Genomic DNA, 17,380 nt, shown 5'->3' with positions numbered 1-17,380 from the left:
TGACAAAAGATGAAGGTCGATTATATTCCCGTTTGTTACAACATCGTATTACCGGAGATTATAATGATTTAATAATATTGTAAATTCGTACTTTACTATTTGTATTATGCTGAGTGATTTATCTCGGTAACTTATCTCTATAAATATAGTTTAAACTCATTTTAAATTTAGACACTTGATTTTCGTCTTGCTGGTTTGTCGGCGGGATGGAAGTGTTTTGTGTACTTATCTTTATGTCTGCTACATCAGAGAATAATAAGCGGATAGCGAAGAATATGCTGTTCCTCTATATGCGCATGCTCCTAATCATGGGGGTGACGCTGTACACCAGTCGGGTCGTGCTACAGGTATTGGGGGTAGAGGACTTCGGTATTTATAATGTGGTGGGGGGAGTAGTCTCGATCATGGCTTTTTTTATCTCCAGTTTGTCCAATGTCTCTCAGCGTTATATGAATATAGGATTAGGAAAGCAAGATATTCGAGAGGTGGAATATGCTTTTCGACAGAGTTTTACTCTAATGTGCCTGTTGTCTGCTATATTATTACTGTTAGGTGAGACATTGGGATTATGGTTTGTTTACAATAAACTGGTAATACCACCGGATCGGACGGTAGCGGCGCTTTGGGTATATCAGTTCTCGTTGATCTCCGTCCTTTCTGCTATCAATCAAGTTCCGTTGATGGGATCGATCGTGGCGCACGAGCGAATGAATATGTATGCGTATTTAGGTTTGTTTGAGGCTTGCGCTCGATTGCTAATAGTGTATTTCTTGAAGGTTTTCGGAACATTTGATTCTTTGATTCTTTATGGAATGTTGACAGCGTTAGTTTCCTTTATCACTTGGTTGCTTTATGCGATTTACTGTATCAGAGTTTTCTCCGAATGTAAATTACGTTTTTATTGGGATCATTCTTTAGTGAAAGATATGTCACGATTTATTGGCCAAAATTTATTTGGATGTTTCGCTTGGTCAGCAGGTATCCAAGGAACTAATATTCTTTTGAACTTGTTTTTTGGCCCTGCGATTAATGCGGCACGAGCCATATCTGTACAGGTGAGTGCAGTGGTAACACGTTTTACCGAGAATATCATGACAGCGGTTAAGCCTCAGATCATAAAGTCGTATGCGTCAGGCGATCGAGAATATATGATAGTTCTTATTGTGAAAAGTTCAAAATATGCTTATTTCTTAGCGGCTCTATTTGCGATTCCGGTAATGATGGAGATAGAGTTCTTATTGAAGGTATGGCTGGGGCAGGTGCCGGAACATACGGTTGCCTTTACTCGTTTGGTCTTGTGTGAATCGTTAATAGGAGTTTTCATACCGCCCCTTTGGATAGCGGCGAATGCCACGGGACGAATCAAGAACAATCAGGTGTACGGGCGAATGTTTACGTTGGCTATTTTGCCTATTAGTTATTTGCTTTTGAAAGTACAGCAGGATCCGATGATACCTTTTTTTGTGGCGGTCGTCGCAAATATAGGTTATTGGCTCTATTGTCTATATGATATACATGTTCAGATACGATTGGATATAAGATATTATTTGAAAGAGGTGGTTATGCCTGGACTGTTCCTGTCCTTGATTTTATGTTCTGTAGGATTAATTCAAAGTTTGATGATTCCGGAAGATACTTTCTCTCGCTTTTTATTAGTGTTCGCAAGCATGTTGATCGTGGGCGTATGTGTCGTTTATAGACTTTTGAGTGAAGGAGAGCGGGTCGTATTACAAGGATATATTCAAAGGGTATGTACCAAATTAAAAAAATAGTATAGCGATTGGAATAATAGCAGTTGCTTAGATACCAGCTTACGTTTTTGTTTATGAAATTGTAACTAATATTTCAAGTAAATATGATACCAAAGAAAATTCATTATTGTTGGTTCGGGGGCAATCCGTTGCCTCCTTTGGCAGTGAAGTGCATAGAATCGTGGAAGAAATATCTTCCGGACTATGAGATAAAGGAGTGGAACGAGAGTAATTTCGATCTGAATTATAACGACTATGTCCGTGAAGCGTATGAGGCTAAGAAATGGGCGTTCATAACGGATGTGGTTCGCTTGTACGCCATGGTGACGGAAGGTGGTATCTATATGGATACGGATGTAGAGGTATTGAAGCCGTTAGATGAGCTGTTACAATATGATGCGGTGTCGGGATTCGAGTCTTCGTCTCGAATCCCGACAGGCTTGATGGCCTGTCGGGAGGGGCAGCCCCTCTTTGAGGAGCTGCTCCATGAGTATGACGTTTTACATTTCAAGCGTCCTGACGGTAGTTTAGATGTGACAACAAATGTAACCCGTATTACGAACGCTTGCCTGAAATATGGTTTTGTTCCTAATAATACGAAACAGACTGTCAATGGATTCACGTTACTTCCCCAAGATTATTTGTGTCCAAAATCGTATGTGGATGGTAAGATTTATTTAACGGAGAACAGTATGACGATCCATCATTTCGCGGGGAGTTGGGTGAGCGATGTGGATCGGTATGCGCAGGAATTAGGTAAAAAACTTATTTTTTTGCCTAAAGGTATTCGTGGATATGTGACTAAATTTTTGTCAATCATAAAATATAAAGGGATTAAAGATATGTTTTGTGAAATGTGGAGATGGATGAAAAGAAGATGACCTAGCTATAAAAACAAAAATGAAAGCGTTCTTTATAATATTCTTGTATTTTTTATTTGATAGGGAAACTTATTATATCCTTCATTCTGATACATTGTCTTTAATATATGTTTCACTTTCAAAGTTTTTTGCTGTTTTTGTAATATTGATGGCTCTTATTAAGCAATTTAATAAGAATACATTAAAAGTTATGGGGTGTATATGTCTTGTCTTTTTTAGTATGTTGATTTCTACTGTTATTAAAGATGGAGATGTGCGTCGTGCTATAATGATTATGTACCCGGTTTTGGCTATGGGAGGATTGATGTTGTGGCAATGTTCTACATTTAATCGAACAAAATTATTTGTTCGATATATCGCTTGTTTTTATTTTGTTTTAATGGCGATTAATTTCTTTTTTTTGCTTGTGTCTCCTTCTTTTTTTGTTAATGATTCGATGTCTGGGGAGTCTTATTTTCTAGGAATTGAGAATCAGGTGGGGTATCCAATGATGAAAGGCCTTTGTTTTGTGCTTATTGATAGCTATTTCCGAGGGGAAAAAAGGCTTTTGTGCGTTTATATAATAATGCATGTTTCTACTATATTGATTATATTTTCAGGTAGCAATGTTGTTGGTTTAGTTTGCATGCTTCTTTTTTTGATTCCAAATGTGATTCAGCGTAAAATAGCTTCTTTGTCATTGAATACTTTATTGCTCGTGTTTGTGTCTTTATTTGTGTTTGTTATATTGTTTGGAAATTTGATGATCATCCTTGAATCTCCTTTAGTTTCATATGTGATAGAAGATTTGTTAGGTAAGAATTTAACACTTACAAATAGAACCCTAATTTGGGGTATGGTGGTAGATGGATTTTTAAATTCTCCTATTATAGGAAACGGTGTTAGAGAAACTACGAGTTTATTCTATATATCTGAGCAATATACGAAAGGTTATATGAGTGCTCATAATCAAATATTGCAATCTTTATATGAGACAGGGATTCTGTTTTTTGTATCTCTTGTTCCTCTTTTTAATGAATTGAATAAATCTTTAAAAAGCAGTGTTCCGTTTTTTTCTTTAATAGTAAAAGGTTCTATTTTTTCTTTTTTAGTAATGTATATGGCAGAAGCTCCAGGTATGGATAAAATACTGAATCTTGTTGTTTTTGGTTTATTAGTCTCAAAAATGAACAATACTGTTACTTGTAAGGGTAATATGTATGTTCGTTGTGAAAAGTGATTTTTTAATGTGTCTATTATGGATTTAATATCAATCATTGTCCCTGTTTACAACGTGGAGCAATATTTGCGAGACTGTATTGAAAGTATTATCAATCAAAGTTATCGAAATTTGCAAATTATCTTAGTAGATGATGGTAGTTTGGATGATTGTCCGAGGATTTGTGATGAGTATGCCTGTAAGGATCATCGCATAGAGGTTATTCATAAAGAAAATGGAGGTCTTTCTGACGCTCGTAATGTGGGGGTCGATCAAGCTTGCGGAAAATATATATCTTTTGTTGATAGTGATGATAGGATAGCTGAAGATATGATTGAGAGCCTTTATGATAGAATTGTAGGGGTGAAAGCGGATATGTCTGTTTGTCAGAGATTTTTAATTGGAGAGAGTGGAGATATTAAGGATGATGATAAAGCTCTTTTTGAGGATTATGTAGTATATGGAAATAAAGAATGTGTGCATGATTTTATGTCTTCAAAAGGAATTGATACGGTGGCTTGGGGGAAATTATATCGTACGGAATTGTTTCAAGATATCCGTTATCCAAAAGGAAAATATCATGAGGATGTATTTATTACTTATCGTTTGGTGGCTAAGTCTAATGTGATAGCGGTTAGTGGTGAGAAAAAATATTGTTATAGGATACGTAATGCCAGTATAACACAATCTTCCTTCTCCTCAAAACATTTGGATGCGGTGATAGGTAAATGTGAAATAGCAAACTTTATGGAGGTTAATTATCCGAGTGAATTGGTTTACGCTCAAGCTGGAATTGTGTATGCGGCCAATCAATGTGTTTGGAGAATGGGTATTTCTCATTGTTTTAATAAACAATACATGAATTTTTTGCAATCGAAATATCGTTCTTTTGAAACACCCTTCTTGCGCTATGGAAAAAACAGATTTTTCTCGAAAATATTTTCCATATGTGCTTTTATTAGTGTGAATATGGTAGTGAAATCTATATCAATCATCAAAAATTAGAATAGGTATGTTGGGAAAAGTGAAAGTTATCTTACAAGAGCGTATCAATCGTAAAAATAGAAGCAAATTAACTAATTTATCACCTTCATTGGTCTGTAGTAATTGTACAGGTGGCTTTTTATATCATTGGTTGGGTTTACGTTTCTATTCACCGTTCATTAATTTGTATATGACCAATGAGGATTTTTTGACAGCCTTGGAAAATTGGGATTTGTTTATTCATTCAGAGATCAAAGAAGTTAAAAATAGTGGTTTTGATTATCCGGTAGGAGAAGGACTATTAGGTGTAAAAATCCACTTTGTTCATTATAAAGCATTTGCAGATTCACTTGCTAAGTGGAAAGAAAGATGTGAACGTTTGAATGCTGACAATATGGCGGTTATGCTGACAAATTGGGGGGGTGATGTCTCTGTGCTAGAGCGTTTTGATAAACTTCCGTTTAAAAATAAAGTAGCGTTTGTTGATAAAATTTATCCTCAGTTTAAATCTACTTGTTATTTGAGTGGGTTTTCGAAGGTGAAAGGCGTGAAAAATATTTATGCTACGCAATATCTCGATGGACGGAGATATATTGATCAATTTGATTATGTTTCTTTTATTAATCAATTAAACAAGTAAATGAAATATGCATAAACTTAAAATATTACTTGCCGCGATTTGTGGTGAGCTACTTAAACTGTACTATAAGGTAGGGTTAGGTACAATCCCATATGGAATCAATCAGGAGAAGGTGCGTAAAGAAAAGGTAATAGTTTCTCTTACCAGTTATGGACGAAGGGTGGGAGAGATACTCCCGTTTACGGTTATTTCATTGCTTCGTCAAACTTATAAACCAGACTTGGTATTGTTATGGTTGGATGATGAACATTGGAATGATGGTAATTTGCCTTTTATTTTGAAGCGTTTGAAAAAGAAAGGGCTTACTATCCGCTATTGTAAGGATATTAAATCTTATAAGAAGTTGATACCCACGTTAGAGGTGTATCCGGATGATTTGATTATTACTTGCGATGATGATTTCTTTTATCGGCGGAATATGGTTGAACGTTTAGTTGCTGAATATCATAAAGATCCCTCTCATGTTTACACGTATCGAGCTCATCGGGTATCATTTAATAATGATGGAATTTTGAGACCTTATAATGATTGGGAGATGGAAATTTCCGGGGTCGGCGGCCGTTTTGTGTTTCCAACGGGGTGCGGTGGTTGTTTATACAAACGCTCCTTGTTGCATAAGGATATTTGTAGGGAGGACCTGTTCATGCGTTTGGCTCCAAAGGCCGATGATGTGTGGTTTTATTTCATGGAAGTTTTGCATGGAACGGAGTGTGTAGTGTTACCGGATAAAGGATATGTCTATATTCCGTTGGACGTTTTTTATCAGTATATTCATAAAGAAGCAAGCCTGTCGGCTACGAATTGCAAGGAGTCTCAGAATGATCCTCAAATTCGAGCGGTGATGGATTACTATCATTTGATGGGTTCAGATTTAATAGGGTGCTGATTTTATTTCATGAAGAAACTTTCTTATACAATAGGTTGATCGTTGTTGGACCATTCTTGATCTGCCTAATATCTTACTTAAAAAAATAATACATAATTCTTATGAAAGCATGTTTCATGGGTTTGGGCTATATTGGCCTGCCCACGGCTATTATTGCCGCAAAGCACGGGGTGGAGATCGCCGGCGTGGATATTAACGCTCAGGTGGTGGAGGTTACCAACCGAGGAAAATTGCATATCATCGAGCCGGGTATGGAGGAGATGTTGCGGGAGGTACTGGCCTCCGGGCATTTCAAGGCTTACACCGAGCCTCAGGTGAGCGACGCTTATTTCATGGTGGTACCCACTCCCTTCAAGGGGGATCATGAGCCGGACGTATCGTTCGTGGAGTCGGCTACCCGTATGGTGCTTCCTTTGTTGAAGGAGGGGGATTTGTACGTGATCGAGTCTACCTCGCCGGTGGGGACGACCGAACGGATGGCTAGTTTGATTTTCTCGGAACGGCCGGAGCTGGAGGGCAGGATCTATATCGCTTATTGTCCGGAGCGGGTGCTTCCGGGTAACGTGATCTATGAGTTGGTGCATAACGACCGGGTCATCGGCGGTATGGACGAGGCCTCCACCCGTAAGGCGATGGAGTTCTACGGCCAGTTCGTGAAGGGTACGCTTCACCCAACGAATAGCAAGACGGCCGAGATGTGTAAATTGACCGAGAACTCAAGCCGGGACGTACAGATCGCTTTCGCCAATGAGCTGTCGTTTATCTGCGATAAAGCGGGAATCAATGTGTGGGAGCTGATCGATTTGGCGAACAGGCATCCCCGTGTGAATATCTTACAGCCGGGTTGCGGAGTTGGCGGTCATTGCATAGCGGTGGACCCTTACTTCATCACGGCGGAGTTTCCGATGGAGAGCCGTATGATCTCTACGGCTCGTGAGACGAATAACTACAAGGCATTTTGGTGCGCGGAGAAAGTGAGAAACGCCATGCTACGGTTTGAGTTGAAACACGGGCGCAAGCCGGCGGTGGCAATGATGGGCTTGGCTTTCAAGCCTGATATCGATGACTTACGTGAATCGCCGGCCAAGGGAATAACGACGAAGGTGCTGCAATCGTGTAACAACGCTGACATCATGGTGGTGGAGCCGAACGTGTCGGAGCATAAGCTGTTTAAGCTGACCCCTTATAAGGAGGCATACGAGAAGGCGGATATAGTGGTTTTCTTGGTGAATCATAGGGAGTTTGCGGGGTTGAATTATCGGGATGACGTGGAGGTGCTGGACTTTTGCGGGACATTCAAGAAATAATCGTTCGCTAATATAGAAAAATACGCAGTAATGAGAAAAATAATGTTAGTATTCGGGACCCGTCCCGAGGCGATCAAGATGGCTCCGCTGGTGAAGGAGTTCCAAAAACATCCGGAGTCGTTCGAGACCATCGTGTGCGTTACCGGACAGCATCGGGAAATGTTGGATCAAGTGTTAAAATTGTTCGAGATCACGCCGGATTATGATTTGAATATCATGAGGCAGGGTCAGGACTTATATGACGTGACCGCCCGTGTCCTTGTGGGTATGCGTGACGTATTACGTGAGGCGACACCCGATGTCGTGCTGGTGCATGGGGATACCACCACGAGCACGGCGGCCGCCTTGGCCGCATTCTACCAACAGATACCTGTAGGTCATATAGAGGCCGGCCTTCGTACCCACAATATCTATAGCCCATGGCCGGAGGAGATGAACCGGCAGGTCACGGGGCGTATCGCCACGTATAATTTCGCACCCACGCGGTTGAGCAAGCAAAACTTGATGCGAGAGGACGTGAATCCGGACTCAATCTTGGTTACCGGCAATACGGTGATAGATGCCTTACGGCAAGTGGTGACTAAGATAAAGACGGACGCTGAGCTGGACAAGGAGCTGGAAGGCGTGCTTTTACGTTCTGGGTATGACGTGAACCGTCTGGTTGAGGGTAAGAGATTGGTGTTGATCACGGGTCATCGCCGGGAGAACTTCGGTGATGGATTCATCCATATGTGTACCGCTATCAAGGACTTGACCCGGAAGTATCCGGAGGTGGATTTTGTCTATCCTATGCACTTGAATCCCAATGTGCGCAAGCCGATTCACGAGGTATTCGGCGAGGATCTTTCTCATTTGGAGAATATGTTCTTCATTGAGCCATTGGAATATCTGTCGTTTGTCTATCTGATGGAGAAATCAACGATAGTGCTGACCGATAGCGGCGGTATTCAAGAGGAGGCTCCCGGCTTGGGCAAGCCCGTGTTGGTGATGCGTGATACGACCGAGCGTCCGGAGGCTCTCGCGGCAGGTACGGTGAAACTGGTCGGTACGGACTATGACAAGATCGTGAGCGAGGTCTCGGCGTTGCTTGATGATACGGCTTATTACGATGCGATGAGCAAGGCGGTCAATCCCTATGGCGATGGATTGGCTTGCGGAAGGATCGTGGAATTTTTGAACCGGAAGGAATGAGGGTCTTGATCGTTTCTCCCTCTTATCTTCCGGAGATCGGTGCGGCACCCTCACGCATTACGAACATGGCGGAGGGACTGTCCGGCTTAGGGATAAAGGTGGATGTGTTGACTTGCCTACCCAATTATCCCAAGGGACGTATCTTTGATGGATATAGGGGGGCTTTTTCCAAGACAGAGGATGTAAACGGGATAACGGTCTTCAGGTACTGGACGTATGCCTCGATCTCGAGGAGGCCGTTGGTCCGTCTTGCCAGTATGTGCGCTTTCGCCACGACCCTTTGGTGTTTCGCTCTCAAGCGTAAGCGTATAAAATCTTATGATAAGGTGATCATCCAGACCCCTCCTGTTTTGGCGGCGGCCTCGGCCATGTTGCTTTTTCGTTGTTGCTACCGGAAAAAGGTGGTACTGAACGTCTCAGACCTTTGGCCATTGTCGGCCGTGGAGCTGGGGGCCATGAAAGAGGGGGGCGTTTATCATGGGGTGATGGGGCGTATCGAGCGTTTCCTTTATCGTAAGGCCACGGCCTGTCAAGGGCAGAGTAAGGAGATCGTGGATTATATAAAACGGTATGAGCCGGGCAAGGCCTCGTTCTTGTATCGGAATTTGCAGCATCGTTTTGTTTTACCGAATCAACCCCCTTCTTCTCGAAAGCCTTTCAGGATCGTCTATGCCGGTTTGCTGGGCGTGGCGCAGAATATATTGGAGTTGATAGAGCGTATCGATTTTAAAGGGATGGGAGCGGAGCTTCATTTATTTGGAGGGGGCAATCAAGCCTTGGAGATAGAGGATTATGTGAGGACACATGATAAAGGGGTCTTTTATCATGGCTCTCTGCCCAAGGAACGGATGCGTGAGGAGCTTACACGTTACCATGCCTCCATTATCCCCTTGACGGTTCGTATAAGGGGGGCGGTACCTTCTAAATTATTTGATTTGCTGCCGTTAGGCGTTCCTATCTTGTTTTGTGGAGGCGGCGAGGGCGAGGAGATTGTAAAGGAGAATCAGTTGGGCCTTGTCTCGGCCCCCGGAGATTATGAGCGACTTTCTAAAAATATACGGGCCATGAGCCACTTGCCGGATGAGGAGTATCGACAGCTAAAAGCGAACTGCTTAAGATTATCCCAGACAACTTTCTGTTTTGAAAGGCAACTGGAGGCGTACAAACGTTTTTTATCGGCTTTCTAATTTCAGGATGAAATCCCTTAAACATTTTGCGGGGATGCCCTGTTATAGATATAGTAGTGTGTTTTTCATGGTATTAGATTTTTAGATTAGTAATTAGGTTGTTCATTCAGTTCGGGAGAATAGGATGTTGGTTTCTAAATATGAGAGCCGGAAAGGTGAGAATGATTTCTCTCGTTTCCGGCTATTCTTTTTTATTTAAAACTCGTCATTGGCGTAAAGACTCAATAGGTTTTTCAGCTCATAATCGAATATCTCGTCATCCTTGAAGAAGCGTTTCAATTCGATCTCGGCTGTCTCCGGTGAGTCTGATGCGTGTACGATATTCTCTTGTACGCTCATACTATAATCTCCCCGTATCGTACCGGGAGCGGCGTTTCTACCATTGGTAGCGCCGGCCAAGGTTCTTACTACATGTATGGCATCTACCCCTTCCCAGCAACATACAATTACCGGGCATACACTCATCGCGTCCTTGATCCGTTGGAAGAAAGGCTTTTCTTTTAGGTGGGCGTAATGCTCACTCAAGATCTCGTCAGTCAGCCAAACCATCTTCATGCCGGCCAGACGGAGTCCCTTCTTTTCGAAACGGGTTACGATTTCACCGATCAGCCCTCGCTGAACGGTACAAGGCTTTAAAATAACCAATGTTTTTTCCATAAGATTTATATTAAAAGATTAAACAAATGTTTGATGTCTTGAATACATGTTAACCTTGCGGCGTTTTATGAATGATAGAGGAATAAAGGATGAAATGTTTTTTAGGATATTTCAAGTATATTTCTATCTTATTCCTCCGCAAGTTAATGGGAATAAACAAATAAACGAGCGATAAGTCTGCTAAACTAAACTAATTTAACATACGTTAATTGTTGCTTGAGTTGTTAATCCTTCTGTATTCTTTTCCATTTTCGTGGAATTTCCGGATGAGTCTTGAGAAATTCCCTCAAGGTTTGCCGGTTTACTCCCAGTTTCTTGCTGATATATACTTTAGTCTTATGTTCTTTAATATACTGCAAGATCATCTCTTCCTTACCTTTTAGCTTACAGGTTTCCGGTCGCTCTCCTTTCGGACGGCCCAGTTTGGCACCTTGCACTTTTTTCCGAGCCAACGCTTCTTTCGTTCGTTGCGAAATCAGGTTGCGTTCAATTTCGGCGCTTAGGCTAAATGCGAATGCCAAGATTTTACTGTTAATGTTATTTCCGAGTTCGTAACCTTCCTTTACCGTAAATACAATGATGTCTCTTTCCATACATTGATGAAGGAAGCTCATAACTTGCATAAGATTACGTCCGAGACGTGACAGTTCCGTCGTGATCAGGATGTCGCCTTTACGTATTTGCTTTAATAATTTACCAAGTTGGCGATCGGCGATTACTTTTGTCCCGCTGATCGTCTCATCTACCCACCTGTCGATTCTCATGTTCCTCGATTTTGTGAATTTCTCAATCTCGAATCGCTGGTTTTCAGTAGTTTGTTTGTCTGTACTGACTCTTACATAACCGTATACCATATGTCCTATATTTAATTAAACAACAACCAAGATACTGGAAACGGATTGATTGATAGTGCGTTTTAGTAAAAACAAACTTTTTTATGGGTGTGTTAAAGAAGTTGAGTGGGCTTGAACTCCATACAAATTGTAATAAAAAGGGTTAATGGATATCCGTATAGAAAATTTAAGTTACTTTTGCTTTCGAAAAATAAGATGGAGTCTTAGAATGATCATGGGTATGAAAAAGTTATTGTCTTTACCTCCAAATTTGGTAGATTGTTTCCATGCGGTAGAGCATGTAAGTACAGAGGAATGGTTTTGCACCTCGGATCCGGTAGGCGCCCGCTTAGGGTCCGGGGGAGGAACAACTTGGTTGTTGGAGGCCTCCCGGCAAAAAGAGGCTCCGGATGTACCGACGGAAGAGTGGTTGGGACAGGAGAAGCGTATCTTGTTGCATGCCGGAGGGCAAAGCCGCCGTTTGCCCGGATATGCGCCATCCGGGAAAATATTGACTCCGATCCCTGTGTTTCGCTGGGCAAGAGGGCAGAGGTTATCCCAGAACTTATTGTCCTTGCAATTACCTCTTTATGAACGGATCATGAAAAAGGCACCGGAATCGCTTCATACCTTGATTGCTAGCGGTGACGTATATATCCGTGCTAACCAGCCTTTGCAGGAGATTCCTGAGGTAGATGTGGTTTGTTACGGTTTATGGGTCGAGCCTTCGTTGGCCAAGAATCACGGGGTTTTTGTATCGAGCCGTAAGTCTCCGGACACTCTGGACTTCATGCTACAGAAGCCTTCGTTGGAAACTTTGGGGGAATTGGCGGGTAGTCATTTATTCTTGATGGATATCGGTATCTGGCTGCTAAGCGACAAGGCGGTGCGGTTATTAATGAAACATTCCTATACCGAGGATGGCAAGGCGATGAAGGCGTATGATTTATATGCTGAGTTCGGGTTGGCCTTGGGGAAGAATCCACGTATCACGGACTCGGAGTTGAATCAGCTTTCAGTAGCGATTCTGCCGCTTCCGGGTGGAGAGTTCTATCATTATGGAACTAGCCGTGAGTTGATTTCCTCTACATTGGCGGTACAGAACTTAGTTAGGGATCAACGTGCGATCATGCAGCGTAAGGTGAAACCACATCCCGCCATGTTTGTGCAGAATGCGGTGTTACACCAGAAATTGACCGCTGAGAATTCGGAATTATGGATAGAGAATAGTTATATCGGTGAGAATTGGACGTTACGTGGCCAGCAAATTATAACGGGTGTTCCGGAGAATAATTGGAACTTATCTCTTCCGGAAGGTGTCTGTGTAGATGTTGTCCCGGTAGGGGAAGCTAATTGGGCGGCAAGGCCCTATGGTTTTAATGACTTGTTTAAAGGGGCCTTGTCTGATGTGTCTACCTTGTTTATGGGGAAACCTATCTTGACTTGGGCGATGGAGCGAGGGATCACCTTGAGAGGGAATGAGGATATACAAAACGCACCTTTGTTTCCTGTTTGCCAAACCGTGGATGAGCTGGGAAAAGTGCTGCGCTGGATGATTACGAAGCCGGATAGGGAAGAGGGAAAGCATATTTGGCTTTCCGCCCGAAAATTATCGGCGAATGATTTGTCCGATCAAGCGAATTTACGCCGTTTAGTAGCTCAGCGAGAAGTTTTCCGTAAAAAAGACTGGTTATTATTGGCCGCTAATCATGAGAAAAGTGTATTCTATCAATTGGATCTTTCGGATGCGGCGGAAAGCTTCGCCAAAGACAAGATTGTCTTACCGAAAGCCCTTCCCGAGGATAATCCGTTGATGAAAAGGATACATAATCATATGTTCCGTTCTCAGGTGATGAAGATCTCGGGGGTAGCGTATAAGGAGGAGGAGCAAAAGGCTTTCGCTTTGTTGCGGGAGGGGCTGGTCGGTTCCGTCCTCGGAAGTAAGCAGCAGCCGTGTTTGAATGTCTATCGGGACCAGATCGTATGGGGACGTAGTCCGGTACGTATCGATTTGGCAGGTGGGTGGACAGATACGCCGCCCTATTGCTTATATGCGGGTGGAAACGTGGTGAACGTGGCGATCGAGTTAAACGGGCAACCACCGCTACAAGTCTATATCAAGCCTTCCGATACCCATAAGATTATCCTTCGCTCGATCGATCTGGGAGCGATGGAGGTTATCTCCTCATGGGATGAGCTTCGTGATTATAATAAGGTAGGGTCGCCGTTTTCCATTCCGAAAGCGGCTTTGGCCTTGGCGGGATTTATCCCGGAATTCTCGGCGGAGGCTTATGCTTCTTTGGATGTCCAGTTGGAAGCTTTTGGTAGCGGGCTGGAGATTACCTTGTTGGCGGCGATACCGGCGGGTTCCGGTTTAGGCACTAGCTCGATCCTCGCGGCTACTGTGCTGGGCGCTATCTCTGACTTTTGTGGCTTGGCTTGGGATAAGAATGAGATCGGAAACCGCACCTTGATTTTAGAACAATTACTGACTACCGGCGGGGGATGGCAAGATCAATACGGTGGCGTATTGCACGGTTTGAAACTCTTGCAAACGAACGAGGGTTTTAATCAGAATCCTTTGGTACGTTGGCTGCCGGAATACTTGTTTACTGATCCGGAATACCGGCCTTGTCATCTTCTTTATTATACGGGAATTACTCGTACGGCAAAAGATATTTTATCGGAAATCGTACGAGGTATGTTCTTGAATAGCGAGGCGCATTTAGGTCTTTTGTCCGAGATGAAAGCTCATGCGCTTGATATGTACGAGGCGATCCAATGCGGAGACTTCGTGACTTATGGTAAATTGGTCGGAAAGACTTGGGAGCAAAATAAGGCACTCGATTCCGGAACGAATCCGGTGGCGGTGGAAGCTATTATCTCCAAGATACAGGCTTATGCCTTGGGATATAAACTTCCGGGAGCAGGCGGTGGTGGTTACTTATATATCGTAGCGAAAGACCCGGGTGCGGCCCTGCAAATCCGAAAGATATTGACTCTTTCTCCACCCAATTCGAACGCCCGGTTCGTGGAGATGAGCTTGTCGAATAAGGGGCTTCAGATTAGTCGTTCGTAGGTTCGTGCCACGCCGGTATAGGCGAGGGCACACGCCAGTATAGGTGTTGGCTTACGCTGGTATAGATACAGGCCTATGCCTATACTGCTGAGGGGCGTTGCGTATATACGTGTGTATTTTTGCCTGTTTTGTTGCTAATTGGAATATATTGCATGTGTTTTGGAACATTTATATAAATGATCCTGTTGTACTTTTGCGGAGTTTAATGAGGTGTCAGATCTGATGGGGAAGAGAATTGTTTTTATATGGCTTTTATTGGCGTTCGCTTGGGTAGCGAAGAGCCAGAACTACATGATAAAAGGAATCGTGACTGATTCTATTACGGGAGAACCTTTGCCTTATGTGGCTGTGATTTTGAAGGGAACTACGATAGGTGCTACGACAGATCTGGATGGGGCTTTTACGCTCTCCTCTTCATCTAAGGTACGTACTTTACAGGTCTCTTATCTGGGTTATACGGAGAAAGAATTGAAATTCGTTCCGGGTAAAGCGGAACATTTGAAGATTCAGTTAGCTCCGACAAGTATTAATTTGTCGGAGGTGATTATCAAGCCGGGAAAGGAAAGATATCGGAAGAAGGATAATCCTGCGGTTACCTTTATCAAAAACGCTATCGCACGTCGGGAGAGCAACGATCCTCATAATCATGATTATTTTCGGTATGATCAATACGAGAAGATGGTCTTCGCTATGAACGATTACCAACCGAAACCGAAAAAGGATGGAAAGGCGGGAAAGTTTGACTTCTTGACTGAGTTTATCGATACGTTGGAGGTGGGAAAGACGATCTTGCCGGTATCCGAACGTGAGAAAATCCAGACCGTTTATTACCGTAAAGACCCGAAGACGGAAAGGAGGGTCGTTCTGGCTACGAAAGCGGCTGGTGTGGATGAGGTCTTCTCACGAGACGGTATGCAACAGTTCTTGAATGAGGTATTCCGGGAAGTGAATATCTTCCAGAATGATATTCCTTTGTTCTTGAACCGTTTCGTTAGTCCTATGTCTACGATGGGGCCTAACTTCTATAAATATTATTTGCTAGACACGGTGGAGGTCGCCGGACAGAAGTGCGTGGATTTGGGTTTCGCTCCGTTTACTCCGGAGACGTTCGGTTTTACGGGACATCTTTTTATCACGTTGGATTCTACTTATTTCGTGCAGAAGGTTAAGTTGAATGTCCCGAAGAAGATCAACTTGAATTTTGTCGGTGGAATGACGATCGAGCAGACTTTCGACCGTGCTCCGGATGGGACTCGTATCATTACGAAAGATGATATCAACGTGGATTTCAAATTGACGGAGAAATCGAAAGGAATGTATGCCCGCCGTTTGAATATCTATTCGAATCAAGCGTTTGAGGGACCAGATGATCCTAAAGTTTTTGAGGAGAGCGCACCTATTATTATACCGATGGAAGCTTATCGCCGTTCGGCGGATTTCTGGGAGGAGAATCGTCCTACTGAGGCGGGAACTCGCAAGCAGAATAACGTGGAGTTGCTAATGGCGAAACTTCGTTCCGTTCCTATTTTCTATGTGACGGAGAAGGTTGTTTCGATCCTTACCTCCGGTTATATCGCGACGAATAAGATTCCGGAGAAGAGCAAGTTCGAGTTTGGTCCGATGAACACCTATATCAGTGGTAACGCGATTGAGGGGGCCCGCTTCCGTGTCGGTGGAACCACGACAACGGCGTTCAGTAAACGTCTTTTCTTGGATGGTTATTTGGCTTATGGATCGAAAGACCGCAAGTTGAAATATGATGGTATCGTAGAATATTCTTTTATCGATAAGAAGGATTATCGGAAAGAATTTCCCGTGCATTCTATTCGCTTCGAGTACCTATATGATATCAACCAGTTAGGTCAGCAGTATATGTATACCAACAAGGATAATATGTTTTTGGCCTTGAAGCGGCAGAAAGATACACGTGCCACCTATTTAAGGAATATGGAACTGACGTATTACCGTGAGCATTATAACGGCTGGGCTTATGGGGCGGTACTTCGGAATTTTAAGGAATACTCAACCGGTTACGCTGCGTTCGACCGTATCGGTCCGGATGGCCAGATCACGGCTACCGATTCCTACCGGATGTCGGAAGTGGAGTTTAAGTTCCGTTTCGCCCCGAATGAGAAATTCTACCAGACTCGTAATTACCGTTATCCGATTACGCTTGACGCACCGGTATTCACCTTGAACCATACGATGGCTTTCCAAGATGTATTAGGTAGTTCGTATGATTATCAGAAGACGGAGCTCGGTATTCAGAAACGTTTCTGGTTCTCTGCTTTCGGTTATGTGGATATTCTCGCTAAAGCAGGTAAAGTTTGGACAAAGGCCCCTTATCCTTTGTTGATCTTGCCGAACGCAAACTTGTCGTATTTGGTGCAACCGGAATCTTATACGAATATGAATGCGATGGAGTTCATCAACGATGAGTACGCTTCGTGGGATATTACTTATTTTATGAACGGAGCCTTATTGAACCGTATTCCGCTTATCAAGAAGTTAAAATGGAGGGAGGTCTTTTCCTTCCGGGGTATGTTCGGCCACTTGACGGATAAGAATAATCCGTATATCGGTGAGCAGAATGAGGGCTTGTTCTTATTCCCGCAGGGCTCTTACCTGATGGACCCGTCTACTCCTTATATGGAGGCGGGTGTCGGTATCGAGAATATCTTTAAGTTCTTGCGTTTGGATTATGTATGGCGTCTGACCTATAAGGATCATCCGGGCATCCAGACAAAGGGTATACGTTTTATGATGAAGCTATCCTTCTAGGGCAA

Annotated in this window: 13 protein-coding genes; 11 read left to right on the top strand and 2 right to left on the bottom strand. The window is 43.1% G+C overall.

Annotated features, from left to right (window positions below; genetic code table 11):
• The first annotated feature begins 233 nt into the window (after positions 1 to 233).
• The 9 genes from NBH16_RS01075 to NBH16_RS01035 all read left to right on the top strand — a co-directional run bounded on the left by NBH16_RS01075 (position 234) and on the right by NBH16_RS01035 (position 10,025).
• Positions 234 to 1,772 (top strand): lipopolysaccharide biosynthesis protein, encoded by a 1,539-nt coding sequence (locus tag NBH16_RS01075; protein ID WP_008778245.1) that lies wholly within the window; start codon positions 234 to 236, stop codon positions 1,770 to 1,772.
• Between the two features lie 83 nt (positions 1,773 to 1,855).
• Complete coding sequence (locus NBH16_RS01070; RefSeq protein WP_005867964.1) at positions 1,856 to 2,632, top strand: glycosyltransferase family 32 protein; 777 nt, start codon at positions 1,856 to 1,858, stop codon at positions 2,630 to 2,632.
• 19 nt (positions 2,633 to 2,651) lie between these two features.
• Positions 2,652 to 3,851, top strand: coding sequence for an O-antigen ligase family protein (locus NBH16_RS01065; protein ID WP_034530492.1), 1,200 nt, complete (start codon positions 2,652 to 2,654; stop codon positions 3,849 to 3,851).
• 18 nt (positions 3,852 to 3,869) lie between these two features.
• Positions 3,870 to 4,835, top strand: coding sequence for a glycosyltransferase family 2 protein (locus tag NBH16_RS01060; protein ID WP_005867966.1), 966 nt, complete (start codon positions 3,870 to 3,872; stop codon positions 4,833 to 4,835).
• 7 nt (positions 4,836 to 4,842) lie between these two features.
• Positions 4,843 to 5,454 (top strand): DUF1919 domain-containing protein, encoded by a 612-nt coding sequence (locus tag NBH16_RS01055; RefSeq protein WP_005867967.1) that lies wholly within the window; start codon positions 4,843 to 4,845, stop codon positions 5,452 to 5,454.
• A 7-nt stretch (positions 5,455 to 5,461) separates the two neighbouring features.
• Positions 5,462 to 6,340, top strand: coding sequence for a glycosyltransferase (locus NBH16_RS01050; protein WP_008778250.1), 879 nt, complete (start codon positions 5,462 to 5,464; stop codon positions 6,338 to 6,340).
• A gap of 101 nt (positions 6,341 to 6,441) precedes the next feature.
• A complete protein-coding gene (gene wecC, locus NBH16_RS01045; RefSeq protein WP_005867969.1) occupies positions 6,442 to 7,647 on the top strand; it encodes a UDP-N-acetyl-D-mannosamine dehydrogenase in 1,206 nt (401 codons plus the stop codon).
• A gap of 30 nt (positions 7,648 to 7,677) precedes the next feature.
• The gene (gene wecB, locus NBH16_RS01040; RefSeq protein ID WP_008778251.1) at positions 7,678 to 8,838 is read left to right on the top strand and encodes a non-hydrolyzing UDP-N-acetylglucosamine 2-epimerase; all 1,161 of its coding nucleotides are present in this window, start codon (positions 7,678 to 7,680) and stop codon (positions 8,836 to 8,838) included.
• Positions 8,835 to 10,025 (top strand): glycosyltransferase family 4 protein, encoded by a 1,191-nt coding sequence (locus NBH16_RS01035; RefSeq protein ID WP_122144614.1) that lies wholly within the window; start codon positions 8,835 to 8,837, stop codon positions 10,023 to 10,025. The genes wecB and NBH16_RS01035 overlap by 4 nt, the downstream gene beginning before the upstream one ends.
• 195 nt (positions 10,026 to 10,220) lie before the next feature.
• On the opposite strand, the gene ndk is transcribed toward NBH16_RS01035, so the two are convergent.
• Together ndk and NBH16_RS01025 are read right to left on the bottom strand one after the other, a co-directional pair.
• Positions 10,221 to 10,682: a nucleoside-diphosphate kinase gene (gene ndk / locus NBH16_RS01030; RefSeq protein WP_005867972.1), complete on the bottom strand. Its 462-nt coding sequence runs from the start codon at positions 10,680 to 10,682 to the stop codon at positions 10,221 to 10,223.
• Positions 10,683 to 10,906: 224 nt separating this feature from the next.
• Positions 10,907 to 11,536, bottom strand: a complete 630-nt coding sequence (locus tag NBH16_RS01025; RefSeq protein ID WP_005867974.1) for a master DNA invertase Mpi family serine-type recombinase — start codon at positions 11,534 to 11,536, stop codon at positions 10,907 to 10,909.
• 145 nt (positions 11,537 to 11,681) lie between these two features.
• Here NBH16_RS01025 and NBH16_RS01020 point away from each other — a divergent pair, with 145 nt between their 5' ends.
• A complete protein-coding gene (locus NBH16_RS01020) occupies positions 11,682 to 14,594 on the top strand; it encodes a bifunctional fucokinase/fucose-1-phosphate guanylyltransferase (protein ID WP_083434141.1) in 2,913 nt (970 codons plus the stop codon).
• A 222-nt stretch (positions 14,595 to 14,816) separates the two neighbouring features.
• Positions 14,817 to 17,375, top strand: coding sequence for a DUF5686 and carboxypeptidase-like regulatory domain-containing protein (locus tag NBH16_RS01015; RefSeq protein WP_057326622.1), 2,559 nt, complete (start codon positions 14,817 to 14,819; stop codon positions 17,373 to 17,375).
• Positions 17,376 to 17,380: the final 5 nt, after the last annotated feature.

This window comes from Parabacteroides sp. Y3-G-102 (assembly GCF_023656845.1).
Classification (GTDB): Bacteria; Bacteroidota; Bacteroidia; order Bacteroidales; family Tannerellaceae; genus Parabacteroides; species Parabacteroides distasonis.
This window is presented reverse-complemented; position numbering and strand designations above follow the sequence as displayed.